The organism is Variovorax sp. GW821-FHT09D04 (genome assembly GCF_059416405.1).
The window spans coordinates 1-25,803 of record NZ_JBWKPA010000017.1 but is presented as its reverse complement, the minus strand read 5'-3'; the positions used below and the strand labels follow the sequence as shown (position 1 = coordinate 25,803).

At 69.8% G+C, this 25,803-nt stretch carries 22 protein-coding genes; 9 read left to right on the top strand and 13 right to left on the bottom strand.

Annotated features, from left to right (window positions below; all coding sequences use genetic code 11):
* Positions 1-28: 28 nt before the first annotated feature.
* The 5 genes from AC07O4_RS30380 (at position 29) to AC07O4_RS30360 (ending at position 5,270) form a co-directional block, all read left to right on the top strand.
* Positions 29-1,327 (top strand): RNA polymerase sigma factor, encoded by a 1,299-nt coding sequence (locus AC07O4_RS30380; RefSeq protein WP_495306462.1) that lies wholly within the window; start codon positions 29-31, stop codon positions 1,325-1,327.
* Entirely contained in the window at positions 1,309-1,689 is a 381-nt protein-coding gene (locus AC07O4_RS30375; RefSeq protein WP_070062632.1) for a YciI family protein, read from the top strand. Before AC07O4_RS30380 ends, AC07O4_RS30375 begins: the two co-directional genes overlap by 19 nt.
* A gap of 100 nt (positions 1,690-1,789) precedes the next feature.
* Positions 1,790-2,602: an SDR family NAD(P)-dependent oxidoreductase gene (locus AC07O4_RS30370; protein WP_495306461.1), complete on the top strand. Its 813-nt coding sequence runs from the start codon at positions 1,790-1,792 to the stop codon at positions 2,600-2,602.
* A gap of 113 nt (positions 2,603-2,715) precedes the next feature.
* Complete coding sequence (locus AC07O4_RS30365; RefSeq protein WP_495306460.1) at positions 2,716-3,429, top strand: response regulator transcription factor; 714 nt, start codon at positions 2,716-2,718, stop codon at positions 3,427-3,429.
* The gene (locus AC07O4_RS30360) at positions 3,339-5,270 is read left to right on the top strand and encodes a sensor histidine kinase (RefSeq protein WP_495306459.1); all 1,932 of its coding nucleotides are present in this window, start codon (positions 3,339-3,341) and stop codon (positions 5,268-5,270) included. Before AC07O4_RS30365 ends, AC07O4_RS30360 begins: the two co-directional genes overlap by 91 nt.
* On the opposite strand, the gene azu is transcribed toward AC07O4_RS30360, so the two are convergent.
* From azu to AC07O4_RS30345, 3 genes are all read right to left on the bottom strand, one after another.
* A complete protein-coding gene (gene azu / locus AC07O4_RS30355) occupies positions 5,263-5,715 on the bottom strand; it encodes an azurin (protein ID WP_307589052.1) in 453 nt (150 codons plus the stop codon). The genes AC07O4_RS30360 and azu overlap by 8 nt on opposite strands.
* Positions 5,716-5,813: 98 nt before the next feature.
* Positions 5,814-8,162 carry a cytochrome P450/oxidoreductase gene (locus tag AC07O4_RS30350; RefSeq protein WP_495306458.1) on the bottom strand — a complete coding sequence of 783 codons (2,349 nt, stop codon included), beginning with the start codon at positions 8,160-8,162 and terminating at the stop codon, positions 5,814-5,816.
* A 10-nt stretch (positions 8,163-8,172) separates the two neighbouring features.
* Positions 8,173-9,147: a Bug family tripartite tricarboxylate transporter substrate binding protein gene (locus AC07O4_RS30345; protein ID WP_095746145.1), complete on the bottom strand. Its 975-nt coding sequence runs from the start codon at positions 9,145-9,147 to the stop codon at positions 8,173-8,175.
* Between the two features lie 113 nt (positions 9,148-9,260).
* Here AC07O4_RS30345 and AC07O4_RS30340 point away from each other — a divergent pair, with 113 nt between their 5' ends.
* The gene (locus AC07O4_RS30340; RefSeq protein ID WP_062474916.1) at positions 9,261-10,070 is read left to right on the top strand and encodes an IclR family transcriptional regulator; all 810 of its coding nucleotides are present in this window, start codon (positions 9,261-9,263) and stop codon (positions 10,068-10,070) included.
* A gap of 10 nt (positions 10,071-10,080) precedes the next feature.
* Here the strand turns inward: AC07O4_RS30340 and AC07O4_RS30335 are convergent, their stop codons facing one another.
* The gene (locus AC07O4_RS30335; RefSeq protein ID WP_062474913.1) at positions 10,081-10,905 is read right to left on the bottom strand and encodes an undecaprenyl-diphosphate phosphatase; all 825 of its coding nucleotides are present in this window, start codon (positions 10,903-10,905) and stop codon (positions 10,081-10,083) included.
* A 182-nt stretch (positions 10,906-11,087) separates the two neighbouring features.
* Between AC07O4_RS30335 and AC07O4_RS30330 the strand changes: the two genes are divergently transcribed.
* Positions 11,088-11,945, top strand: coding sequence for a hypothetical protein (locus tag AC07O4_RS30330; RefSeq protein ID WP_062474909.1), 858 nt, complete (start codon positions 11,088-11,090; stop codon positions 11,943-11,945).
* On the opposite strand, the gene AC07O4_RS30325 is transcribed toward AC07O4_RS30330, so the two are convergent.
* The 3 genes from AC07O4_RS30325 to AC07O4_RS30315 are packed head-to-tail and all read right to left on the bottom strand — an operon-like array spanning position 11,937 to position 14,898.
* The gene (locus AC07O4_RS30325; RefSeq protein WP_159276010.1) at positions 11,937-12,587 is read right to left on the bottom strand and encodes an aspartate/glutamate racemase family protein; all 651 of its coding nucleotides are present in this window, start codon (positions 12,585-12,587) and stop codon (positions 11,937-11,939) included. The genes AC07O4_RS30330 and AC07O4_RS30325 overlap by 9 nt on opposite strands.
* 15 nt (positions 12,588-12,602) lie before the next feature.
* On the bottom strand, positions 12,603-13,520 hold the full coding sequence (locus AC07O4_RS30320) for a transporter substrate-binding domain-containing protein (RefSeq protein WP_159276009.1): 918 nt from the start codon (positions 13,518-13,520) through the stop codon (positions 12,603-12,605).
* A gap of 43 nt (positions 13,521-13,563) precedes the next feature.
* Positions 13,564-14,898: an aspartate aminotransferase family protein gene (locus AC07O4_RS30315; RefSeq protein WP_495306457.1), complete on the bottom strand. Its 1,335-nt coding sequence runs from the start codon at positions 14,896-14,898 to the stop codon at positions 13,564-13,566.
* A 205-nt stretch (positions 14,899-15,103) separates the two neighbouring features.
* Between AC07O4_RS30315 and AC07O4_RS30310 the strand changes: the two genes are divergently transcribed.
* Complete coding sequence (locus tag AC07O4_RS30310) at positions 15,104-15,970, top strand: MurR/RpiR family transcriptional regulator (RefSeq protein WP_307589068.1); 867 nt, start codon at positions 15,104-15,106, stop codon at positions 15,968-15,970.
* On the opposite strand, the gene AC07O4_RS30305 is transcribed toward AC07O4_RS30310, so the two are convergent.
* The 4 genes from AC07O4_RS30305 to AC07O4_RS30290 all read right to left on the bottom strand — a co-directional run bounded on the left by AC07O4_RS30305 (position 15,971) and on the right by AC07O4_RS30290 (position 20,275).
* A complete protein-coding gene (locus tag AC07O4_RS30305; RefSeq protein WP_495306456.1) occupies positions 15,971-16,702 on the bottom strand; it encodes a GntR family transcriptional regulator in 732 nt (243 codons plus the stop codon). It lies immediately after the preceding gene.
* A gap of 164 nt (positions 16,703-16,866) precedes the next feature.
* The gene (locus AC07O4_RS30300) at positions 16,867-17,331 is read right to left on the bottom strand and encodes a (2Fe-2S)-binding protein (RefSeq protein ID WP_062474886.1); all 465 of its coding nucleotides are present in this window, start codon (positions 17,329-17,331) and stop codon (positions 16,867-16,869) included.
* A gap of 28 nt (positions 17,332-17,359) precedes the next feature.
* Positions 17,360-19,639, bottom strand: coding sequence for a xanthine dehydrogenase family protein molybdopterin-binding subunit (locus AC07O4_RS30295; protein WP_495306455.1), 2,280 nt, complete (start codon positions 19,637-19,639; stop codon positions 17,360-17,362).
* A gap of 51 nt (positions 19,640-19,690) precedes the next feature.
* Positions 19,691-20,275, bottom strand: coding sequence for a TetR/AcrR family transcriptional regulator (locus tag AC07O4_RS30290; RefSeq protein WP_495306454.1), 585 nt, complete (start codon positions 20,273-20,275; stop codon positions 19,691-19,693).
* Positions 20,276-20,444: 169 nt separating this feature from the next.
* On the opposite strand from AC07O4_RS30290, the gene AC07O4_RS30285 reads away from it, so the two are divergent.
* Positions 20,445-20,810: an SPW repeat protein gene (locus AC07O4_RS30285; RefSeq protein WP_062474873.1), complete on the top strand. Its 366-nt coding sequence runs from the start codon at positions 20,445-20,447 to the stop codon at positions 20,808-20,810.
* Between the two features lie 131 nt (positions 20,811-20,941).
* Here AC07O4_RS30285 and AC07O4_RS30280 read toward each other — a convergent pair whose 3' ends face one another.
* Together AC07O4_RS30280 and AC07O4_RS30275 are read right to left on the bottom strand one after the other, a co-directional pair.
* The gene (locus tag AC07O4_RS30280) at positions 20,942-22,441 is read right to left on the bottom strand and encodes an efflux transporter outer membrane subunit (protein ID WP_495306453.1); all 1,500 of its coding nucleotides are present in this window, start codon (positions 22,439-22,441) and stop codon (positions 20,942-20,944) included.
* Between the two features lie 11 nt (positions 22,442-22,452).
* Positions 22,453-25,713: an efflux RND transporter permease subunit gene (locus tag AC07O4_RS30275; protein WP_495267634.1), complete on the bottom strand. Its 3,261-nt coding sequence runs from the start codon at positions 25,711-25,713 to the stop codon at positions 22,453-22,455.
* Positions 25,714-25,803 lie beyond the last annotated feature (90 nt).

Below are 25,803 nucleotides of genomic sequence, written 5' to 3'. Positions count from 1 at the left end.
CTTCGAAGCGACACGCACCGCGCCGACGATGACCACCACCGAGCTGAGCTGGATCGCCACCACGCTGACCGCCGCGCGCCCGCGCGCGGTGGCGGCGCTGCTGCGCTACTTCCGCGACCTGGACACGGCCGAGGAAGGCTTCCAGGAAGCCAGCCTGCGTGCGCTGCGGCACTGGCCCGAGCACGGGCCACCCGACGATCCGCTGGCGTGGCTGATCCTCGTGGGGCGCAACGCGGCGCTCGACGAACTGCGGCGGCGCGACCGGCACGATCCGTTGCCCGAAGAGGAAGACGGCGACGCGGACATGGCCCTCGACCCTGACCTCGCCGAGCAGCTCGACCAGTCGCACTACCGCGACGACGTGCTGCGCCTGCTCTTCGTGTGCTGCCACCCCGCGCTGCCGCTCGCACAACAGATCGCGCTCGCGCTGCGCATCGTCTCGGGCCTGTCGGTGCCGGAGATCGCGCGCGCCTTCCTGGTCGGCGAGCGTGCGATGGAGCAGCGCATCACGCGCGCCAAGCAGCGCGTGGCCGCGGCCGGCCTGCCCTTCGATGCGCCCGGGGCGCGCGAACGCGGCGAGCGGCTGGCGGCCGTGGGCGCGGTGGTCTACCTGCTGTTCAACGAAGGCTACGCCGCCAGCGGCGGCACGGCCCATGTGCGCGTGGCGCTGTGCGAAGAGGCGATCCGGCTCGCGCGCCTGCTGTGCGACCTGTTCCCCGACGCGCCCGAGACCGCCGGCCTGTGCGCCCTGCTGCTGTTGCAGCACGCGCGCGCCGATGCGCGGCTGGACGCCGGCGGCATGGTCGTGCTGCTCGAAGACCAGGACCGCACGCGCTGGCACCGCGCGGCGATCGACGAAGGCCTGGCCCTGCTCGACACCGCGCTGCGCCAACGCCGCGTCGGGCCGTACCAGCTGCAGGCGGCCATCGCGGCCACGCACGCACGGGCGGCGCGCGCGGCCGACACCGACTGGGCCGAGATCGACCGACTCTACGCCGGGCTCGAAAAGCTGCAGCCTTCGCCCGTGGTCACGCTCAACCGCGCGGTGGCCGTGGCCAAGGTGCGCGGGCCCGAGGCGGCGCTGGCGATGGTCGACGGGCTGGCAGAGCCGCTGTCGGCGTACTTCCACTTCCACGGCCTGCGCGGCGGGCTGCTGACGCAGCTGGGCCGCGCCGACGAAGCGCGCCGCGCCTTTGCCGACGCGCTCGCGTTGGCCCGCACCGCCGCCGAGGCCGCGCACATCCGCCTGCTGCTCGACCGCCTCGGCGCGGGCGCCTCTTCCGACTCCCTTCAAGCAAAGGACGCACGATGCTCTATTCCATCCTGATCTACGGTTCCGAAGCTGCGGCGGCCGGCTGGGCGCCCGAGGTCGAAGACGAGATGCTCGAGCGCCACACCGACCTGCGCGACGAGCTGCAGGCCGCCGGCCGGCTCGGCACCGTGCTGCGCCTGATGCCCGACACCGCCACCACCGTGCGGCACGCCGGCGCCGCGCATCCGCTGGTGACCGACGGGCCGTTCGCCGAGACGAAGGAGCAGCTGATGGGCATCTACATCGTCGAATGTGAGTCGCTCGAAGACGCGCGGCATGCGGCGCGGCGGCTGGACTTCGAGGGCGGCGTGTTCGAGATCCGCCCGGTGACCTGGTACGACCCGGGCGTGATCGCGCCGCGCATCCCGCAGGTCTGAAAAAAATCCCACTGCGCTGTCGGATCAGCTGGGCCTGCGCCGTCCTTGGAACGAGCGCCCGCATGTCGCGGGTCGCCACTCACGCCAAGGAGAAACGTCCATGCCCTCGAATGCCCCCTCTTTGCAAGACCGCTGCGCCGTGATCCACGGCGGCAGCGGTGCCCTCGGCGGCGCCGTCGCCCGCGCCTTTGCACGCGAAGGCGTCCGCGTGTTCATCACCGGCCGCAACCGCGACAAGCTCGATGCGGTCGTGCGAGACATCACCCAAGCCGGCGGCCACGCGCAGGCCGCGGTGGTCGATGCGCTGGACGAAGCCGCGATGCTGCGCCACGCGGCCGAGGTCGCCGAGCAGGCCGGCGGCATCGACCTCGCATTCAACGCGGTCGGCGTCTTCCACGTGCAGGGCCGGCCGCTGGCCGAGCTGGCGCTGGAGGACTTCTTCCTCCCCATCCACGCCTACACGCGCGCCAACTTCCTCACCGCCAAGGCCGTGGCGCCGCACATGGCGGCGCGCGGCGGTGGCGTGATCCTGTCGGTGTCGACGCCCGCCTCGCGCCTACCCGGCCCCGGGTACCTCGGGCATGCCGTGGCCTGCGCCGGCGTGGAGGGGCTCGCGCGCCACATGGCGGGCGAGCTGGCGGCGTTTCGCATCCGCACCGCCTGCATCCGCTCGCACGCAATTCCCGAGGCGGTGGCCGCGGGCTCGCACAGCGGCGAGGTGTTTCGCCCGGCGGCCGAGCGCATGGGCCTCACGGTCGAGCAGATGCTGGCCGCGCGGCCCGAGGGGCTGCTGGTCGAACGCCTGCCCTCGCTGGACCAGCTCGCGGGCACCGCGGTGTTCCTGGCCTCGCCGCTGGCCGGGGCCATGACGGGCGCAATAGTCAACCTGAGCGGAGGGGTCATCCTCGATTAGGGTTGTGGTCGCTTTGAATTAACATCAAGATACAAATAGGAACTTTAGAAACAGTCGTTTCATTTAAGAAAAAACGTTGCACCACGTACACCACGGCTCAAAAATGTCGTCCTATGTCTGCCCCTCTCCTGGAAGACGTTGAAGTGGTCTCGCTGAGCCCCGCGCTGGTGGTCGAAGACGATCCGGCCATGCGCGAGCGCCTGGCGTACGTGCTGTCGACGCTCGGATGCGACGAGCCCCAGATCGCCTGGGCCGACAGCCTGACCTCGGCCCGCTCGCTGCTGGAGCAGCAGCATTTCGGCGTGGCGCTGGTCGACATCGGCCTGCCCGACGGCAGCGGCGTCGACCTGATCGAGTGGATGCACGAGCACCACCGGCTGGTGCCCGCGGTGGTGATCTCGGCCTGGCGCACCGAGGCCGTGATCTTCGCGGCGCTGCGCGCCGGCGCCATCGGCTACCTGCTGAAGGAACGCGACGACCTCGAGCTCAGCATCGCGCTGCGCAGCATCGAGCAAGGCGGCGCGCCGATCGACCCGGCCATCGCCCGCCGCATCCTCGGCTGGGTCGCGACCCAGCTGCCCGGCCTGCCCTCGCCGCCCGACGATCCGTCGCTGACGCCGGCCACCACGCCCGTCATGCTGACGCCGCGCGAGCGCAAAATCCTCGAGCTCGTGTCGCAAGGGATGAGCAACCGCGACATGGCGGAGGCGCTGTCGATCTCCAGACTGACCGTGGAATGCCACACCAAGAACATCTACCGCAAGCTGGCCGTCAACTCGCGCACCGAGGCGGTCTACCAGGGCCGAAGGCAGGGCCTGCTGCGCTGAGGCTCCTTGCGGGCCTGCTGCTGTGGGCCCTGTGGCTGCTGCTCCCGACGGGCAGCGCACACGCACAAACACCGGTTGTTCCTGAACTGCGCGCCGAAGCCGCACGCGGCACCGGCTGGCACGACACGACGCCGCCCGCCGACGGCTGGACGCCCGTCGCCCTGCCCGACAGCTGGGCCACGCGCTGGCCCGGCTTCGACGGCGTGGTCTGGTACCGGTTGACCTGGGAGCAGCCCGCGCCAGTGACCGAAACCGGGCTGCTGCTGCACTACCTGAACATGGCCGGCGAGGTCTCGCTCAACGGCACGACGATCTGGCGCGACCGCAGCCTGGTCGAGCCGCTCACGCGCGCCTGGAACTCGCCGCGCTACTGGCTGCTGGCCGCGCCGCAGTTGCGCGCCGGCACCAACACGCTGCTGGTGCGCGTGTCGGGGCTGTCGGCCTACCAGGCCGGGCTGGGGCCGGTGAGCCTGGGCACGCCCGCGCTCATGCAGGCCGAGTTCGGCCGCGAGCAGCTCATGCGGCGCGACCTGCAGGTGTTCGGCCTGGCGACCAGTGCGGCGGTGTCGGCCTTCTTCGCGGCGTGGTGGCTGCTGCGCCGGCGCGAAACGGCCTACGGCTGGTTCGCGGCAATGTCGGTGCTGTGGTTGCTGTTCGGCTACAACCAGATCGCCACCAGCCCCTGGCCCTTTGCCAGCAACCACAGCTGGCAGGCGCTGAACACCTCGCTGCTGCTGTTCTTCAGCGTGTCGTACGGCGTGTTCGTGCTGCGCTTTGCCGGGCGGCGCCTGCCGCGCCTGGAGATCGCGGCGTTCGCGGTGGCGGCCGTCGGCGTGCTCGACCTGTGGTTCGCGGGCACCGCCAACCTGCCCACGCACCGCGCGATCTGGACGCTGGTGGGCGGCCTCACGATCATCGTGGTGAACAGCAGCGGCATCTTCCACGCGCTGCGCCACCGGGGCAGCCCGATGCGCTCGCTCGCGCCGTTCATGGCGGTGTCGGCGCTCACGGGCGCGCACGACCTGCTGGTGTTCACGCAGGTGATCGACAGCAACATCTACTACACGACCATGTCCTCGTACGTGCTGCTCTTGGGCATGGCGCTCACGCAGGCCGGGCGCTTCGTGCAGAGCCTGCGGCGCATCGAGAACTTCAACACCGAGCTGATCGAGGAAGTGAACGCCGCCAAGGCGGAGCTCGCGTCCACGCTCGCGCAGCAGCACGCGCTGGAGCTCGCGCACGCGCGCATCGGCGAGCGCGTGGCCCTGGTGAGCGACCTGCACGACGGACTGGGCGGCATGCTGGTGGGCAGCATCGCGACGCTGGAGCGCACGCCCGAGCACCTCAGCGCGCCGCAGCTGCTGGCGATGCTCAAGAGCCTGCGCGACGACCTGCGGCTGATCATCGACGCCACCGGCCGCGACGACGGCGCGCGCGCGCTCGGCGAGCTGCTGGCGCCGCTGCGCTACCGCAGTGCGCAGCTGCTGGACGCCAACGGCATCGACTGCCGCTGGAAGGTCTCGGGCATCGACACGCTCGAACTCGCGCCCTCGCAGAGCCTGGACCTGATGCGCTTCCTGCAGGAGGCGCTGACCAACGTGCTCAAGCACAGCGCGGGCCGGCGCGTGGACGTGACGGTGGCGCGCGCGGGAGCCGAACTGCAGCTCAGCGTGCGCGACGACGGCCGGGGGTTTGCAGTGGACGGCGTGAGCGGCGGCGCGGGGCTGCGCAACCTGCGGGCGCGCGCACGCCGCCTGGGCGCGCAGCTGCAGCTGCAGTCGCGCCCCGGCGAAACGCAGGTGGTGCTGCGGATGCCTCTGGGCGGTGCGGCGGCTACTTGACCAGCGCCAGCGTGCCCTTCATGAGCGACGCGTGGCCCGGGAACGAGCAGAACCACGCATAGCTGTCTCCCGCCTTGAGTTTGCTCACGTCGAAGCTCACGGCATCGGTCTCGCCGCCGCCGATGACCTTCGAATGCGCGATGACGCGGGCATCGCCCGGCTTCACGTAGGCCTTGTCCAGCCCCGCGCCGATGCCGTCCGCCGCCACGCCCTGCGCGTCGGCGGCCTTGCTCAGCACCCAGTTGTGGCCCATCGAGGCCTTGGGCAGCTTCCCGACGTGCTTGAGCTTCACGGTGAACTGCTTGCAGCTGGCCGGCACCGCGATGGCGCTCTTGTTGAACTGCATCGCGTCGTTGCCTTCGATCTCGATGTCGCAGGTGGCGGCCAGCACGGGGCCTGCAAGCAGCGCCGTGAAAAGCAGGGCCGCGGTGGTTCTCGTCTTCATCACATGGTTCCTTCGGTGAGGTGCCGATTCGGCACGCCCCACTGTGCGGTGGGCGTGCCGCGAAACACTTGCGATGAATCAATGCGCGGCGAAAAGCCTCAAAGCTCGAGCACCAGCCGGCCTTCGCAGGCACGCGAACAGCAGGCCATCATCTTCGTGTTCGCATCGCGCTCGCTGCGCGTGAGCACCACGTCGCGGTGATCGACCTTGCCGGCCAGCACGCGCACTTCGCACGAACCGCACAGGCCTTCCTCGCAGTCGCTCTGCACGTCGACGTTGGCCGCGCGCAGCGCCGTCAGCAAGGTCTGGTCGGGCGGCACGGTGATGACGAGGCCGGAGTCTTTCAGCTCCACCTCGAAGGCATGTTCCTTCGACGGGTCGAGCGTGGCCAGCGTCGATTCGAAATGCTCCACGCGCAGCGCGCCCTCGGGCCACGCGGCGCAGCAGTCTTCCAGCGCTTCGAGCATGCGCAGCGGGCCGCAGGCGTACACCTGCGCGCCGGGCACGGGCGTGGCCAGCAGCGCGCGCAGGTCGTTGCGCCGGCCTTCGTCGGCCGCATGCACGTGCAGGCGCTCGCCGTGCAGCGCGGCCAGCTCGTCGACGAAGGCCATGCTCGCGCGGCTGCGGCCGCTGTAGTGCAGTTCGTAGTCCATGCCCAGCGCCTTGGCGCGCCGCGCCATCGCACTCACGGGCGTGATGCCGATGCCGCCGGCGATGAAGATCGCCTTCGGCAGCGACTCGTCAAGCCGGAAGTGGTTGCGCGGGCCGCGGATGCGCAGGCGGTCGCCCACCTTCACGTTCGCATGCACCCAGGCCGAACCGCCGCGACCGTCGGGCTCGTGCAGCACGGCGATCTCCAGCGCATGGGCTTCGTCGGGGTCGCCGCACAGCGAGTACTGGCGCGACAGCTCGGGCGTGCCGCATTCGACGTCGATGTGCGAACCCGGCGTCCAGCGCGGCAGCGGCTTGCCGTCGGGCGACACCAGGCGCAGCCGCACGATGCCGTCGGCCACCGGCGTCACGCGCTCGACCACCACGGGCCGCGCGATGGCGTGCGCCGACGGCTCGCCGATGCGCACCGGCACCTGCACGTCGCGCAGGCCGGCGTTGGCGCGCTCCGGGTTGGCGCGCGGGTCCCATTCGACCCACAGGTGCTCGGGGCCGCGGAACGAGGTGTTGGGCACGTAGCTGAAGCGTTGCGCCGACAAGCGCATGTGCGGCAGGCGGCGCGTGAACTCCTCCAGAAAGATCTGCATCTCCATGCGCGCCAGGTTCTTGCCCATGCACTGGTGCGAGCCGTAGCCGAAGGTCAGGTGGTCGCTGGCGTTGTCGCGGCGGATGTCGAACAGGTCGGCGTCGGCGAAGTGGCCTTCGTCGTGGTTGGCCGACGAGGTGACGATCAGCAGGCGCGAGCCCGCCGGCAGGTCGACGCCGCCGACCTGCGTGTCTTTGGTGACAAGCCGGCGCCAGGCGGCCACCGAGCCGTTGTGGCGCAGACACTCTTCCACCGCGTTGGGAATGAGGCCCGGGTCGTCGCACAGCTCCTGCCATACCTGCGGGTGCTGCAGCAGCAGCTTCACCGCGTTGGCAGTGGCGTTGGCGGTGGTCTCGTGCGCGGCCACGATGCCGGCCATCATCATCGAGTGCAGGTACGAGTCGGTAACGACCTCGGGGTGCTGCATCTGCTTGCGGATGCCGTACTGCATCCAGCCGGGCGCGTCGGGGTCCTGGCGCATCTTGTCGAGCACCTTGCCGGCGTACTGCCAGAAGTTGCCGACGGCGTGCGCCACGGCGACCTGCTCCTCGGGCTTGGGGCGGCCCCAGGTGTTGACAGTGTGCGCAATGGAATATTTGCGCAGCGTGTCCATGTCTTCCTCGGGCACACCGAGAAAGTGCAGTGCCACGGTGAGCGGAATCTCCCACAGCATCTGGTCGACGAGGTCGGCGCGGCCGTTGTCGATGAAGCGGTCGACGTAGCTGCGCGCGAGTTCGCGCACCAGCGGCTCGTGGTGCTTCAGCGCCTCGGGCGTGAACGGGTCCATGAGCGCGCGGCGGCGCGGCATGTGGGCCGGCTCGTCCTCGTTCACCAGCGTGCGGTTGAGCGCAAAGCCGTAGCTTGCGAGCACGGCGTTGGCTTCTTCGCCGGTGGGCGTGATCTTCTCCAGCGCGTTCGACGGGCTGAAGGTGAGGTTGTCGCGGAACACCGCCTTGATGTCGTCGTAGCGCGTGATCACCCAGTAGCCCAGCTTGGGGCTGTAGAAGATCGGCTCCTGCTCGCGGGCCCAGCGCACGTACTCGGGCGGGTCCTGCTGGTAGCCGTCCTCGAAGGGATCGAACTCGGCGGCGCGCTGGCTCACGGGGCAGCCGGTGGGCGTGCGCTCGGCGGAGAGCGCCCCGTGCGCGACGGGGCAACCGGAAGTGCGCGAAGGCATGGCGGTGTCGGACATGGCAGCAGACTCAGTCGAGCGTGATCTTCAGGTCGCGGATCAGCTTGTGCCAGCGCGCGGTCTCGGCCTTGAGCAGCTCGGTGTACTGCGCGGGCGTGTTGCCCACGGGCTCGACGCCGAAGTCGACCATGCGCTTGTTCACCGAGGGCTCGTGGATGGCGGCCACCAGCTGGCGGTTGAGCGTGTTCACCACGTCGGCCGGCGTGGCCGCGGGCACCACCACGCCGACCAGCGCGGCGGCCTCGACGTTCTTGTAGCCGAGCTCGGCGAAGGTGGGCACGTCGGGCAGCTGCGGCAGGCGCGTGGGGTTGGCCACGGCCAGCGCGCGCACCTTGCCGCCCTTGATGAAGCCGGCACCGGCGGCCATGTCGACCATCATGGCCGGCAGCTGCCCGCCGACCACGTCGGCCAGCGCGGGCGCCGCGCCGCGGTACGGCACGTGGACCATGAAGAGCTTGGCTTCCACCTTCAGCAGTTCCATCGCCAGGTGGTGCGGGCTGCCCGCACCGGCCGAGGCGTAGTTGATGCCGCCCGGCTTGGCCTTGGCCTGGGCGATGAAGTCCTTGGCGGTGGCAAAGCCCGAGTTGGCGCCGACCACCAGGATCATCGGGAACTTGCCCATCAGCGTGACGGGCGCCAGGTCCTTGGTGGGGCTGTAGCTCAGCGACTTGTACAGCGCCGGGTTGAACACCAGCGTGCCGTTGTCGGCCGAGAGCACGGTGTAGCCGTCGGCCGGGGCGCGCGCGGTTTCGGCGGCGGCCAGCGCGGTGTTGCCACCCGGCTTGTTGTCCACCAGCACCGGCTGGCCGACCTGCGTCGACAGCGTCTGGGCGACGGTGCGCGCGAGGAAGTCGGAACCACCGCCCGCGGCGTAGGGCACGAGCCAGCGGATCGGCTTGGCGGGGAAGGTGGTCTGGGCGCTGGCGGCGGTGGCCAGGGCAGCCAGGGACAGGACCGCAAGGCCGCGGGCGAAGTGCTTCTTCATCGGGGTGTCTCCGGGGTAAGAATTGTGTATTGCGTAATTATCATACGCATTGCGTAATCACCAAACCACGGGTTTACCCGGCCACCGAGGCCGCCACCTAAGATGAGGACGACATGACCTCCCCCGCTGAAGCACCCTCTTCCCCTCCCCGCGAGCGCCGCCAGCGCGTGCAGTCCGCCGAGACCGGCATGGCCGTGCTCAAGGGCCTGGCGCACCTGGGCGGGCGCAGCAGCCTCACGGCGCTGGCCACCCATGTGGGCGAGAGCCCGGCCAAGGTGCACCGCTACCTCGCGAGCCTGATGGAAGAAAGCCTGGTGCGCCAGGACACCGCCTCGCAGCACTACTACCTGGGCCCCGAGGCAATCCAGATCGGCCTGGCCGCCATGCGCCAGGCCGACCCGATCCGCGCGGCCGAGCCCTGCCTGATCCGCCTGCGCGAATCGCTGGAGGTGACCTGCTTCGTCGCGGTGATGGGCAACAAGGGCCCGACCATCGTGCGCTTCGAGGAGCCGGGCCTGCCGGTGACGGTGAACGTGCGCGCCGGCTCGGTGATGTCGATGCTGTGGTCGGCCACCGGGCGCGCCTTCCTGGGCCTGCTCGACGAGTCGCGCGTGGTGGCGCTGGCCGAGCAGGAACTGGCCGACGCCACCGAGGACATGCGCGCGCTGCTCGATGCCGACGACCCCATCGGCGCGTTGCGCCGCGAGGTGCAGCAGGCGCACTGCGCCATCGTGCGGGACACCTACCTGCGCGGCATCAGCGCCGTGGCGGCGCCGGTGTACGACTACGCGGGAAGGGTGTGCGCCGTGATCACCGCGCTGGGCGCCACGGGCGGGTTCGACCCATCGATCGACGGGCCGATCGCCATCGCCGTGCGGCGGGAGGCGAAGGCCGCCGGCGCGCTGCTGGGCGCGGCGGCCTGAGGCTGCTGGCTTATTCCGCCCAGACCACCGCGCCGGTCCACGCCGTGGCCAGCACCACGATGCCGAAGGCGATGCGATACCACGCGAACGGAATGAAGTTGTGCGTGCTGATGTACTTCAGCAGCCAGCGCACGCACAGCCATGCGCTGATGAACGAGAAGGCCAGGCCCACCGTGAACATCGGAATGTCGGCCACCGACAGCAGCGCGCGCTCCTTGTAGAGGCTGTAGGCGCCCGCGCCGATCAGCGTCGGAATGGCCAGGAAGAACGAGAAATCGGTCGCCGCCTGGCGCGACAGGCCCAGCAGCATGCCGCCGATGATGGTCGAGCCGCTGCGGCTGGTGCCGGGGATCATCGCGAAACACTGCACCAGGCCGACCTTGAGCGCGTCCCAGGGCGTCATGTCGTCCACGTGCTCGACACGCACCGAACCGGGCGGGCGCTTCTCGGCCCACAGGATGATGAAGCCGCCGATGATGAAGGTGCTGGCCACCACGGTCGGGATGAACAGGTGCGCCTTGATCATCTTGCCGAACAAGAGGCCCAGCACCACCGCGGGCAGGAAGCCGATGACGATGTTCAGCGCCAGCCGGCGCGCCTTGGGCTGGCGCGGCAGCGCCACCACGGTCGAATGGATCTTCTGCCAGTAGACCAGGATCACCGCGAAGATCGCGCCGGTCTGGATGGCGATGTCGAACACCTTGGCCTTGGCGTCGTCGAAGCCCAGCAGCGAGCCCGCAAGAATGAGGTGGCCGGTCGACGAGATCGGCAGGAATTCGGTCAGACCCTCCACGATGCCCATGACAGCGGCCTTGACCAGCAAAACGATATCCACGCGTACTCCTTGAAAGAGCGGCAATTATGGCGAGGCCATCGGTCAGGCCCTGTTCAGGCGCCGTTCCGCCGGTGGAACACGAGGCAGCCCGCCCACGGAAATACCTAGTTCAGGTGATGTTCGACCTCGGCGCGTTAATACATATTGATAACAGTTATTCATCTGCGCCCGAAGGAGCATCCATGTCAACGTTCACCACCGGGAGTGAACTCGAGGACTGCGTCGCAGAAGAACGCCCCTCGACGCTCGACGACCATGTCGAAGACCGTCTCAAGAGCCCCTGCCAGCGGGAGCGGGAGCAGTGCCACGGCATGCTGCGCGTGGCCGAAGCCACCGGCGCCTCGGCCCACGAGCTGCGCCAGCTGACACAGCGCCTGGCCGACATCGACCGCTGCGGCGCCAGCGCCTGCATCGTCGCGCAGGGCCATGTGGAGGCCGACCGCATGGCCTCCGGCCTGCAGGCCAACGCCGCCCTGTGCATCGACTTCCGGCTGCTGGAGCCGCTGGGCCCGGCCCACGACAAGAAATGGTTTGCGCGCTGGAAGTTCTGGAGCTTCCTGCTCGGCGCGGCCGGCCCGGTGGCCGCGCTCACGCTGCAGGGTCTGGCGCTGCGGCCGGCCGAACCGCACGACGCGCACGCCGACCTGGTCGCCAAGTCGCGCAAGGTGCTCGAAAGCTGGCGCCGCACCTCCGACACCCTCTTCTGGCACGCGGTGGAAGACTACGTGCGCCAGCAGGCCTTCTCGCTCGAGACCCAGGCCTACCTGATGCACTGCGTGGCGTCGGTCTTCGCCGCCGAAGCGCCCGTGCTGTGCGACGCCGAACGCGAGCGGCTGGCCGCCGTGCTCACCGACACCTACTGCGACGCGCTCGGCACGGCGGCGACCATGCCCTCGTCGGACATCTACCGCCGCCTGGCACAGGGCCTGGAAACCGACAGCGGCAACGCCGGCCCGGGCCGCCCGCTCGCACGCGGCGAGGCGGCGCAGGTGGCGATGACCACGCTGGTCACGGTCGTCGGCAACGGCGGCTCACACTGAAGCTGAAGCACGCCGGCGCAGCGCACGCACCGCGCTGTCGACCGTCGTCAGCACCGGCAGGCCGCTGGCCGCTTCGCAGGCGCCACGCGCCCGCGCCATGCTGAACTGAGCCAGGGCAATGCGCGTGCAGCCGCGCGCGCGCAGCGCGGCGGCCTGTTCGGCAATGAGCGCATCGTGGCGCTGCGTGTCGCCCGCATCGAGCGCGGCCAGCGCGCCCTCGGCCAGCGCGAGTTCGAGCGCCATGCCCGAAGGAAACTCCGGCGGCATCGATTCCAGCGTGCGCGCGAAGGTCGCGATCAGGCCCAGCCGGCCTTCGCCCTGCACGGCCTCTTCGATCATGGCCTCGTTGGGCTTGAGCACCGGAATGCCCGCGTGCCGCTGCGCCACCGCCTCGATGCACGGCCCGAAGGCCGAGCAGGTGAAGAGGATGCCGCGCGCGCCCGTGTCCACCGCGTACTGCGCCAGGCGCTGGAAGCGCTCGTGCATCGCCGCGTCGAGCCCCTTGCCGTCGCGCGCGAGGTCGGCCGAGAGGCTGTCGTCCAGCAGGTTCATGCGCACGGCCTCGGGCCAGTCGCGTGCGAAGGCTTCGTTGATGGGGGCGACGGAATGCGAGAGCGCGTGGATGAGGGCGATGCGTGTCATGAAGTCAGGGTGGGATCAGATGCCCTTGGACGACGGGTTGGCAAAGGCCTCCTTCGTCTCGGCATTGAGCGGGTAGTTGATGTTGATGCCCTTGGGCGGAATCGGCGACATGAACCACTTGCTGTAGAGCTTTTCCATCTCGCCGGACTTCATCATGCCCGACACCACGCGGTCCACCAGCGCCTTGAAGGCCGGATCGTCCTTGCGGAACATCAGCGACTGGTTCTCGGTGCGCAGGCTCTCGCCGGTGATGACGAAGTCCTTCGGATTGCGCGCGTTGGCGATCTGGCCCGCCAGCAGGATGTCGTCCAGCACGAAGGCCTGCGCGCGGCCGCTCTCGACCAGCAGGAACGAGTCGGTGTGGTCCTTGCCCGAGAGCTGGTTCACCTCGAGGCTGCGGCCCTTGTCGGCCGCGCGCAGCAGGCGGAACGACGTGGTGCCGGCGGTGGTGACCACCGTCTTGCCCTGCAGGTCGGCGATGCTCTTGATGCCCGAATCGGCCTTCACCAGCGTGCGCACGTTGTAGCGGAAGATGTCCGGCGAGAAGGCCACCTGCGACTGGCGCTCGACCAGGTTGGTGGTGGAGCCGCACTCGATGTCCACCGTGCCGTTCTGCACCAGCGGGATGCGGTTGGCCGAGGTCACGGCCTGGTACTTGATGTCGAGAGCCGGCAGCTTCAGCTCGGTCTTCACCGCCTCGACGATGCGGTTGCAGATCTCGATGCTGTAGCCCACGGGCTTGAGGTTGGCGTCCAGGTACGAGAAGCCGAACGAGGCCTCGCGGTAGCCGAAGGTGATGGCGCCGCTGGCCTTGATCTTGGCGAGCGTGTCGTTGGCGGGCTGCGCCTGCGCGGGAGCGGTCGGTGCCAGGGCGGCAAGGGCCAGCGCGAAGGCGGCGGCGGCGATGGAAAGCGACGGGCGAAGCTGGGGCATGGAACGCTCCTCGGAACGGCGGTTGAAGAAAAGGGGCGGTGGCTCAGCGCGCGGCGATGCGCGTGACCGCGTCGACCGAGGCGGCGAGCCGCGCGACGATCTCCTGCAGGTGGTCGCGCGTCGCGATGTACGGCGGCGCCAGCAGCACGTGGTCGCCCTGGCGCCCGTCCACCGTGCCGCCGAAGGGGTAGCACAGCAGGCCGCGCGCCATCGCGTCCTTCTTGAGGCGCGCGTTGACGGCCAGGGCCGGATCGAAGGGCTGCTTGCTCGCGCGGTCGGCCACCAGTTCGACGCCCCAGAAGAAGCCGCGCCCGCGGATGTCGCCCACGTGCGGGTGATCGCCCAGCGCCTCGGCCAGCATCGCGCCGAAGACAACGCCGTCGTCGCGCACCTTGGCGACCAGGCCGTCACGGCGGATCACCTGCTGCACCGCGAGCGCCGCCGCGCAGGCCATCGGATGGCCCAGGTAGGTGTGGCCGTGCTGGAAGAAGCCGCTGCCCTTGGACATCGCCTCGACGATGCGGCGCTGCGCGAGCACCGCGCCGATCGGCTGGTAGCCGCCGCCCAGGCCCTTGGCGATGGTCATCAGGTCGGGCACCACGCCCTCCTGCTCGCAGGCATGCAGCGATCCGGTGCGGCCCATGCCGCACATCACCTCGTCGAGGATCAGCAGCACGCCGTACTTGTCGCAGACCTCACGCACAGCCTTGAAATAGCCCGGCACCGGCGTGAGCACGCCGGCGGTGGCACCGCCCACGGTCTCGGCCACGAAAGCGATCACGCGGTCGGCGCCCTGCGCGACGATGGCCGCTTCCAGCTCATCTGCCAGGCGCAGGCCGTACTGCTCGGCGCTCTCGTCGGCACGCTGCTCGCGGTACGGGTAGCACGGCGCGACGTGCGTGGCCGGCACGAGGATGGGCGCGAAGGGCTCGCGCCGCCAGGCGTTGCCGCCCACCGCGAGCGCGCCCAGCGTGTTGCCGTGGTAGCTCTGGCGGCGCGCGATGAAGTGCGTGCGCTGCGGCTGGCCGATTTCCACGAAGTACTGGCGCGCCATCTTCAGCGCCGACTCCACCGCCTCGGAGCCGCCGCTCACGAGGTACACGTGGCTCATGCCTTCGGGGGCAGAACCGATGAGCTCGTCGGCCAGTTGCTCGGCCACCTCGCTCGTGAAGAAGCTGGTGTGGGCGTAGGCCAGTGTGTCGATCTGCGCGTGCATGGCCGCCATCACCTCGGGGTGGCCGTGGCCGAGCGAGGACACGGCCGCGCCGCCCGAGGCATCGAGGTACTCGCGCCCTTCGGCGTCGCGGATGAACATGCCCTGCGCGCTGGCGGCAACGGGCGGGGTCTGGCGAAGGTGGCGGTGGAAGACGTGCGTCATGGCGGGAAGAAAGCGGGGGGCCTGTGTTTGGAACTAACGTTTCGACCGAATTATTGTATGGAACATTTGTTCCGTCAACTCTCGTGATTTCCCTGCTCCGGTACATTCGTTCCAGACACCGCACGAAAAGAGACACCGCCATGAGCGCTGCGCCGGGCCGCCCCAAGCAAGCTCGCACCGCAGTGCGAAGCACGAAGGTATTTCGATGAACGCCAAAGAACTGATCCGCCAACGCTTCAACGACCTGAGCCCCGCCCTGCAGCAGGTCGCGCGCTACGTGCTCGACCACCCGAACGAAGTGGTCACGGGCTCGATGCGCAACGTCGGCACGCGCGCGCAGAGCACGCCGGCCACGCTGGTGCGTTTCGCCCAGCACCTGGGCTTCGAGGGCTGGCCGCAGCTGAAGGAGGCCTTCGCCGCCGACATGGGCCTGGGCACCGAGACCTACGGCGGTCGCGCCAAGCAGCTGGTGGGCCGCGTCGCCGACCAGGGCCTGGCGGGCGAGATGTTCGAGGTGCAGCGGCGCAACCTGGAGCTCACGCACCAGCAGAGCGGGCCGGCGCTGCTCAAGGCCTGCGCGCTGCTGGAGAAGGCGCCGGCCGTGCACGCGGCGGGTTTTCGCGCCTGCTTTCCGATCGCCTTCTCGTTCGTGTACGTGTACCGGCTCTTTCGCACCAGCGTGCACCTGGTGGACGGCCAGGGCGGCTCGCTCGAGATGCAGCAACGCGCCTTCGCCAAGGGAGACGCGCTGGTGGTGGCGAGCTTTGCGCCCTACTCGCGCGAAGCCTTGCAGGTGGCCGAGGCGGCGAAGGCGGCGGGTTGCCGCATCGTGGCGATCACCGACAGCGTGACCTCGCCGCTGTCGCTGCTGGCGGACGAGACGCTGCTCTTCACCATCCACAGCCCCTCGTTCTTCCCCTCGGTCGCCGCCGGCGTGGCCGTGACGGAAGCGCTGGTCGAGCTGCTGGCGAGCCGCGCGGGCAAGCCGGTGATCCGGCGCATCGACCAGGCCGAGGCGCAGCTGTTCGAGTCGGGGGCCTACCTCATGGCGCCGGTGGCGCGGGGCGGCTGATCAGGCCAGCGCGCGGGTGCGGCCTGCGCTCTGGCGCAGGTAGAGCACCAGCAAGTCGCGGTTGGCGTTGATGTGCTCGCGCATCGCGGCTTCGGCGCCCGAGGCCTCCTGCCGGCCCAGCGCCTCGACGATGCAGCGGTGCTCTTCGAGCGCCTGCAGGGCCTGGCTGTGCCGGTACAGCAACATCGCGGCGTCGTGCCTGTGCGGGCGCGAGCGGCTGTCGAAGATCACCGGCAGCTGGCAGGCGCGCTGCACGGCCTCGCTGAGCCAGCGGTTGTCGGCCAGCGACAGCAGCTTGTGGTGGAAAGCCTGGTTCAGGTCCTGCCACTGGTCGGCCCGCTCGTCGGTCCATTCGCCGCTGCCGTGCAGCAGCGCATGCTGCTCGTCGACCATGGCCGTCAGTTCGGCCAGCGCCTCGTCGTCCAAGCCGCGCTCGCTGAGCAGGCGGCAGCCCATGCCTTCGAGCGTGGCGCGCACGCTGAAGGCGTCGAACACGTCCTTGGCGTCGAAGCGGCGCACCTGGAAACCCCGCTGCGGGTGGTAGACCAGCAACCCCTCGTCGGCCAGACGCGCCATGGCGCCGCGCACAGGGGTGCGCGACACGCCAAGCTCATTGGCGAGCGAAATCTCCATCAGGTGGGCGCCGGGGGCGATCGCACCGTCGAAGATGCGGGTGCGCAGCGTGTCGGCCACGGACAGAACGCGCGTCCGCGAGGGGTCTGGGGGGGTCATCGAAAGTCGGAAACAGGGGACGGCCGGAAGCGGGCCGCGCGGATGGTACGGCGGCGTATCGAAGCTTCATATCCCCAATTTCCGTAAAAATACCGTTCTGGCGACTTTTTCGAGAATTACGGAAAAATTATTAACTTCTGTAAACAACCACCCCGGTTTCTGCGTTACCGCCCCGCTGTTTCTGCCGCAAGGTGGATCGCGGCGCGAATCCGGGGGTAGGTGCCGCAGCGGCAAATGTTGCCGCGCATGGCGTCCGAGACCTGGTCGTCGCTGGGTTTGGGCGTGGCTTTGAGCAGCGCGCAGGCCGACATGAGCTGGCCGCTCTGGCAGTAGCCGCACTGCACCACGTCGACCTCGGTCCAGGCCGCGCGCAGGGCGTCGGCCTCCCGGCCCTTCAGGCCCTCGATGGTGGTGACTTCGCGCCCGGCCACGGCCTCCAGCGGGGTGACGCAGGAGCGCACGGCCTGGCCGTCCAGGTGCACGGTGCAGGCGCCGCACAGCGCCTTGCCGCAGCCGAACTTGGTGCCGACGAGCTTCATTTCGCCGCGCAGCACCCACAGCAGTGGGGTGTCGGGCTCGGCGCTCACGGTGGCGGTCTGGCCGTTGATCTTCAGCGTGGTGGTGGTCATGGGGTGTCTTTCTTGCTGTTCTCGGGGGTCAGGCCAGCCGCAGAGGCAGGCTGCGCAGGCGCTGGCCGGTCAGCGCGAACACGGCGTTGGCCACGGCAGGCGCGATGGGCGGCGTGCCAGGCTCGCCCACGCCGCCGGGCGGCACCTCGGCGCCGGTGCCGGCGAGGATGTCGACCTCGATGGCCGGGCACTCGTCGATGCGCAGCGGCGTGTAGTCGTGGAAGTTGCTCTGCTGCACCTGGCCGCGCGCCACGGTGATCTCGCCGCGCAGCGCGGCCGACAGGCCGAACACGATGCCGCCTTCCATCTGCTGGCGGATCAGGTTCGGGTTGACCGGCAGGCCGCAGTCGATCACGCACACCACGCGGTGCACGCGGATCTGCCGCTCGGGCGTCACCGACACCTCGGCCACCTGCGCCACGATGCTGCCGAAGGCGCGGTGAATGGCCACGCCGCGTGCGCGCTTCGTACCGTCGGGTCCGTCGGCCAGCGGCTCGCCCCACTTCGAGAGTTCGGCCACGCGCTTCAGCACGGCCAGGTGGCGCGCATCCTTGGCGAGCAGGCCGGCGCGGAAGGCCACCGGGTCCTTGCCGGCAGCCACGGCGCATTCGTCGATGAAGCTCTCGACGAAGAAGCCGTTCTGCGAATGCGCCACCGAGCGCCAGATGCCGGTGGTGACGGCCGACTCCACCGGCACGTGCGCCACGCGGGCCTGCGGGAAGTCGTAGGCGGTGTTCCAGGCGCCGTCGGTCGAGTTGTCCATGAACGACGGCGCACCCAGGCTGGAGCCGGCGCTGGTGGTCTGCCACGCGACCAGTGCGCCCGCCGCGTCGAAGCCGGCCTTGCACAGCGCCACGTAGGCGGGGCGATAAAAGTCGTGCGTCATGTCTTCCTCGCGCGACCAGATGAGTTGCACCGGCGCGCCGCCGGCCTCGCGTGCGAGCTGCGCGGCCTGCACCAGGAAATCGATGAAGTAGCGCCGCCCGAAGCCGCCGCCCAGGTAGGTGACGTGCAGCGTGACCTTCTCGGCATCGATGCCCAGCGCCTTGGCGACCGCGGCGCGCGCAAAGCCCGGCGCCTGCGTGGGCGCCCAGACGGTGGCGGCGCCGTCCTTGAACTGCACGGTGCAGTTCATCGGCTCCATGGTGGCGTGCGCCAGGAAGGGCACGCGGTACTCGACCTCGATCGTGCGCGCGGCGGACTTCAACGCCGCCGCCACGCCGCCGGTATCGAGGCGCGCATTGCCCGCGTCGGCGTCGAGCGTGCGCGCGAGGCGGTCGATCATCTCGGCGCTCGACAGGCTCGCGGCGGGGCCGTGGTCCCATTCGATGTCGACCTGCTTCAGCGCGCGCATCGCGTGGTACGGCGTGTCGGCGATCACGGCCACGCCGCCCGCCGTGCTGCCGGTGCCGACGAGGCTCGCGGCCACGGGTTCCAGCGCCATCACCTTGCGCACGCCGGGCAGCGCCTCGGCCGCCTTGGCATCGAAGCGCGCGACGCGGCCGGCCAGCGTCGGGCACATGGCGATGCTGGCGTACAGCAGGCCCGGCGGCAGCACGTCGATGCCGTAGGTGGCGGTGCCATTGAGCTTGCCGGCGTTGTCGATGCGCCGCTGCGGCTGGCCGATGACGCGGAAGTCGGCTTGCGCCTTGAGCTTCACCGCCGTGGGCAGCGGCTGCTGCGCGGCCTTCGCGGCCAGCTCACCGAAGCGCGCGCTGCGGTTGGAGGCCGGATGCAGCACGCGGCCGGCCTCGGTGCGGCATTCGCTGGCGGGCACCTGCCACTGCGCGGCGGCCGCGCCCACCAGCATGAGCCGCGCCGAGGCGCCGGCCTCGCGCACCGGGCCCCACTGGTCGGTGACGCTCGACGAGCCGCCCGTGCCCGAGAGCCCCGGGATCGTGCGCAGCAGCTTGCCCACGACCTGGTGCGCCGCGCGCTTGCCGAAGCCCTCGTCGCCAGGCTTGAAGGGCAGCGCGTCGAGGATCATGGCCTGGTTGTTGTAGATGGCGTCGAAGCCGGCCTGCTCGAGCTGCACCTGCGACACCGCGGCGTCCATTTCTTCGGCCAGCAGCATCGCCAGGCCGGTGTGCGTGCCCTGCCCCATTTCCGACTGCGTCATCACCAGCGTGACCGTGTCGTCGCTGCCCACCTTGACCCAGCCGTTGAGCGCGACCTGCCCGTTGCCCGCCGGCAACGGTGCGCCGGGCACGAGGCGCGAAGCCGCCGGCGTGGCGGCCCAGCCGACGACCAGGGCGCCGGCGGCGCCGAGGGTGCCGAGCACGAAGTGGCGGCGTTTGAGTTGAGGCATGGGGTGGTCTTTCTTCGGTGGGGGTCTTGTCGTTCAGAGGTGCGGTCGTCGTCAGGACGGCACGGCGATGCCTCGCCAGAAAATCTCGAAGCCGGCTTCGGCGTAGTCGAAGACCTCTTGTTCATCACCAGCCTGCGCGATGTAGCCGACGGTGGTCTCGGCCATGGCGGTCAACATCGCGCCCAGGAACTCCATCGGCCGCTCGACGACTTCGCCGCGCCGCATGCAGTCTTGCGCCACCGCCTCCAGCCGCGCGAACGGCGCCATGCCGGCGGCGCGGCTCTCGTCGCTCAGTTCGTCGGACACCTTGAGCTGCGCCAGCACGCGCAGCTTGCCGGGGTGCGCCACGCCCCAGCGCACGTAGCGGTCCCAGATGTGGCGGAACTGGGTGCGCGGGTCGGCCGCCTCGGGCCAGTCGGCCAGCATCACGCCGGCCAGCTCGGTCTTCAGCGCGCGGTACAGCGCGTCGGTCAGCAGCGCCTTGCTCGCGAAGTAGGTGAACAACGTGCCCTCGGCCACGCCCGCGGTGCGCGAGATCGCCGAGGTCGGCGTGGCCCACACGCCGCGCCGGCCGAACTCGACCAGCGCCGCCTCGAGGATGGCGTTGTGCTTGTCTGCGCTGCGGGGCCTGGCCATGCGCGGACGGTCTCCATCGTTCGTTTAGTTGAGTGCGCACTCAAGTATAGGAAGGCGGCGCCGATCCGCAAGCCCCGCGCGGCCCGCGCCATGCCGCATGGCGGAACCACGGCGCGGCGCGGCAGTCCAACCAGTGTCGTGGCGTCGTGCTGCGACAGGAGGTACGACCATGAAGCATGTGAAGCATTGGCAGGACCCCGTCAACGCCGTCGCCGGCGTGTGGCTGATCGTCTCGCCATGGGTACTGGGCTTTCAGGGCAATTCGCTCGCCATGTGGACCATGGTGGCGACCGGCATCGTGCTGGGCGCCGTGGCCTTGGGCGCGACCTTCGTGCCGCACCAGTGGGAAGAGTGGACCGAAGTGGCGCTGGCAGCCTGGCTGGCGGTGTCGCCCTGGTTGCTCGACTTCCGCATGGTCGAGCCGGCGCTGGTCAATGCAGTCCTCGTGGCTGCGGTGATCATGGTGCTCGCCCTCTGGGTCCTGGTGACAGACAAGGACTACCTGGGCGAGGCCCTCGACCGACCAGCGCACTGATGGGGAGAGAGCGATCCTGTGAGCGCCGAGCGGTGACCACCGCCGCGAAGCGACGACGCCCGGTCCGGTGTTCGCGCCGGTCGGGCCGACGGGCCAGGCAGGTTCCCATGCCCGCCCGCAACACCCGCCCCTTACGGTGTGCGGGAAGCGGCGTTGCTGTTTGAAGGGCTGTTGCCGGCCGGGCGGGTCGCCCCCATCCAGTCGGCCTGCCAACCGCCGCCCATGGCCTGGATCAGCGCGATTGCCGCGGCCTGGCGATTGACCTGAAGCTGCACGAGCGCGCGCCGCGCGCTCAGTGCAGCGGCCTGCGCCTGCACCACGTCGGTGTAGCTCACCTGACCCGCGCGATACCGGTTGAGCAACTGCTGCTCGGTCTTGTCGGCCGCTGCCGTGGCCTCGCGGCGCAAGCCTTCCTGCTGCGCCAGCGTGGCGCCGGTGGTCAGCTGGTCTTCCACGGCCTGGAACGCGGCCAGCACGGTCTGCCGGTAGCGCGCCACGCTGGCCTCGTGGCCGGCCTTGGCGGCATCGACGCTGGCGCTGATGGCGCCCGCGTCGAACACCACCTGCGCCACCGACAGGCCCAGCCCCCACAGCGTGTTGGCCGCGCCGAAGAGGTCTCTCACGCGGCTGGCGTTGCTGCCGACCGAGGCCGTGAGCGAGATGTTCGGGTAATAAGCCGAGCGCGCCACGCCGATCTGCGCATTGGCCGCGGCCACCGCGCGCTCCGCCGCCGCGATGTCGGGACGGCGCTGCAGCAGCGTCGAGGGCACACCGGTCGGCACGCCGGGCACCGTGGGCGTCCAGCGCGCGGGCGGCAGGCTGAAGTCGGCCGGCGCCACGCCCACCAGCATCGCGATGGCGTGCTCCAGCGTGGCGCGCGTGCGCTGCAGGCCCACGCGGTCGGCCTTGGCGTTCACCAGCTGCGTCTGCGCCTGCAGCACGTCGGTCTGCGCGGCAATGCCGGCGGCATAGCGGTTGCTCGTGATCTCGAACGCGCGCTGGTAGCCGAGGATGGTTTCGTCGAGCAGCACGATCTCGGCGTCGGCCTCGCGCAGCGAGAAGTAGTTGGTCGCTAGGTCGCCGACGGCCGACAGCCGCGCCGAGGCCAGGTCGGCCTCGCTGGCCTGCGCATTGGCCTGCGCGCCGTTCACGGCCTCGCGCAGGCGGCCCCACACGTCGGGCGTCCAGCTGGCGCCCAGCGTGGCGCCGAAGGTGTTCGACGGGCTGGCCGAGGCGTTGCCGCCCACCGTGCCCGAGCGCTTGCCGCTGCCGTCGAGGGACACCGACGGGAACAGCCCCGCGCGCTGCTCGCGCACCAGCGCCTGCGCTTGCGTGTAGTTGGCGACAGCGGCGGCGATGTTCTGGTTCGACACTTGCACGCGCGCCGCGAGTTCGTCGAGCGTGGCATCGCCGAAGAGCTTCCACCACTCGCCGCGGTCGAGCGCGTCGGCCGGCGCGGCGGGCAGCCAGCCGTCGGCGGCGGGCTGTTCCTTCCAGCCGGCCGATGCCGCCGACTCGGGCACCTTGTAGGCCGGGCCCACGGCGCAGCCGGCGAGCACGGCGGCCAGCGCGAGCGTGCTCAGCGCGAAGAAGCGTCGTGAAGAACCAAAGGAAGAAATGGAGGCATTCATGGTCATGGGTCTCAGGCGGCCGGGGCGCGGCTCAGCGCGTGTTCGTTCTTGCCGCGGCGGCGCAGCTTGTCGAGCAGCAGGTACACCACCGGCGTGGTGAGCAGCGTCAGCAGCTGGCTCGCGATGAGCCCGCCGATGATCGCCACGCCCAGCGGCCGGCGCAGCTCGGCGCCCTCGCCGAAGCCGATGGCCAGCGGCAGCGCACCGAGCGCGGCGGCCAGGGTGGTCATCAGGATGGGACGGAAACGCAGCAGGCAGGCCTCGCGCACCGCCTCGAGCGGGCTCAGGCCGCGCGAGCGCTCGGCCTCCAGCGCGAAGTCGATGATCAAAATGGCGTTCTTCTTCACGATGCCGATCAGCAGGAACACGCCGATCAGCGCGATGATGGAAAACTCCATGCGGAACATCAAGAGCGCCAGCACCGCGCCCACGCCGGCCGAAGGCAAGGTCGAGAGCACCGTCACCGGATGCACCAGGCTCTCGTACAGGATGCCCAGCACGATGTAGATCACCACCAGCGCCGCCACGATCAGCATCGCCTGCTGCCCCTGCGACTGCTGCGCACTCAGCGCGGTGCCGGCAAAGGCGCCGCGCACGTTGGTCGGCATGGCGATGTTGGCCTCGGCCTTGGCAATGGCCTCGCGCGCGTCGCCGAGGTTGGCGCCCTCGGCGAGGTTGAACGAGATGGTGGTGGCCAGCTCGCCGTCCTCGTGGCTCACCGACGTGGCCACCGACTGCTCCTCGAACTTCGCCACCGCCGACAGCGGCACCAGCGCGGTGGCCGTGTTGCTCAGCACGTTGCCGGTCGAGGCGTTGCGCGAGCCGGCGTTGGCCGACACCGGCACCGTCGCGGCAGCGGCGCTGGCAGACGTCGTCGTGCCGCCCGTGGACGTCGTGGCCGCCACCTGCGTGGTCACCGCCTGCCCCGCGACCACCGAGGTCTTGGTGGCCGGCACGTACACGTCGCGCAGCGCGTTCGGGCTGCGCGTGTAGCCCGGCGCCCATTCCATCACCACGTGGTACTGGTTGAGCTCGGTGTAGATGGTGGCCACCTGCCGCTGGCCGAAGGCGTTGTACAGCGCGTTGTCGATGGCGGTGGAGGTGAGCCCCAGCCGCCGCGCGCTGTCGCGGTCGACCTTGGCCACCGTCTCCACGCCGTTCTGGTCCTGGTCGGTGTCGATGTCGGTCAGCGTGGGCTGCTGCTTCATCTCGTCGGCCAGCTTCACGGCCCAGGTGCGCAGGTCGGAGAGGCTGTCGCTCTTGAGCGTGTACTGGTAGGTGGAGTTGCTGGAGCGTCCGCCCGAGCGCACGTCCTGCACCGGGCCGAGGAACACGCGCAGCCCCGTCACCTGCGCCAGCTGCGGGCGCAGCCGCGCGATCACGGCCAGGCCGCTGTCCTTGCGCTGGCTGGCCGGCTTCAGGTTGACGAACATGAAGCCGCCGCCCGCGCGCCCGCCGCCCGTGAAGCCCACCACGGTGTCGACCGCCTCGTCCTTGCGGATGATGTCGACCACCTCGCGCAGCTTGGCGCCCATGGCCTGCGACGAAATGCTCTGGTCGGCACGCAGGCCGCCGTTGAGCTGGCCGCTGTCCTGCTGCGGGAAGAAGCCCTTGGGCGCCGCGCTGAACAGGTAGACATTGAGCCCCACCACCGCCAGCAGCACGACCATGACGATCGCCTTGCTGTCCAGCGCCCAGTCGAGTGCGCTCTCGTAGCGCTTGAGCATCCAGTCGTAGCTGCGCGCCGCCGCGCGGCCGAAGCGGCCTTGCGGCTTGTTCTTGTCGTGCTCGCCGCCGGGCTTGAGCATCCACGCGCACATCATCGGCGTGGTGGTGAGCGAAATGACCAGCGAGATCAGCACCGCCGCCGACAGCGTGACCGCGAACTCGCGGAACAGCCGCCCCACCTGCCCGCCCATGAACAGCAGCGGAATGAACACCGCCACCAGCGACACGCTGATCGACAGCACCGTGAAGCCCACTTCCTGCGCGCCGAGCAGCGCCGCCTTCATGCGCGACATGCCCGATTCGATGTGGCGGCTGGTGTTCTCCAGCACCACGATGGCGTCGTCCACCACGAAGCCCGTGGCCACCGTGAGCGCCATCAGGCTCAGGTTGTTAAGGCTGAAGCCCAGCAGGTGCATCACCCCGAACGTGCCCAGCAGCGCCACCACCGTGGCCACCGCCGGCACCACCGTCGCGCGCACGCTGCGCAGGAACAGGCTGACCACCAGCACCACCAGCAGCACCGCGATGACCAGCGTCATCTCCACCTCGCGCAGCGAGCTGCGGATGGAGTTGGTGCTGTCCGAGGCGACCTGCAGCGTCACGTCGGGCGGCAGTTGCGCCTGCAACTCGGGCAGCAGCGCACGCACGTTGTCGACGGTCTCGATGATGTTGGCCGAGGGCTGGCGCGTGATCAGCACGATGATCGCCGGCTCGCCGTTGAACAGGCCCAGCGTGCGCGTGTCTTCCACGCCGTCGATCACATCGGCCACCTCGCGCAGCCGCACCGCCGCGCCGTTGCGCCAGGCCACGACCATCGAGGCGTAGTCGCTCGCGCGCAGCGCCGGGGTCTGGGTGTAGATCTGCAGCTTGCGGCCTTCGCCTTGCACCATGCCCTTGGGGCGGTTGGCGTTGGACGCTTGAATCGCGGCGCGCACGTCTTCGGTGCTGATGCCGTAGCGGTTGAGGGCGAAGGGGAGCAGCTCGATGCGTACCGCGGGGAGCGAGCCGCCGCCGATCTCTACGTCGCCTACGCCGTCTACCTGAGACAGGCGCTGGCTGACGATGTTGGAGACGGCGTCGTAGATCTGGCCTGGGGTCTTTGTTTTGGACGTGAGGGCCAGGATGATGACTGGCGACGCCGCCGGGTTGGCTTTGCGGTAGGTGGGGTTGCTTCTTAGCGTGGCGGGCAGGTCTACGCGGCTGGCGTTGATGGCGGCCTGGACTTCTCTGGCGGCGCCGTCGATGTTGCGGCTGAGGTCGAATTGCAGCGTGACTCGGGAGGAGCCTACGGAGCTGGTGGACGTCATTTCGTTGACGCCTGCGATGGTGCCCAGGTGTCTTTCCAGTGGCGTGGCGACGCTGGTTGCCATCGTCTCTGGGCTTGCGCCTGGGATCGAGGCTCTTACCGAGATGACTGGATAGTCGACTTGGGGTAGCGGGGAGACTGGTAGGACGAAGAACGCTGCGATTCCTGCCAGGGCGATGCCTATGGTCAGGAGGACTGTGCCTATGGGGCGGCGGACGAAAGGACGCGACAGGTTCATCGCAGTGCCTCGTTTTGCTTCCCGAGGCCGGGTCTCGGCCCGGCGGCCGACCTACTTTTCTTTGCTTCGCCAAAGAAACGTAGGCAAAAG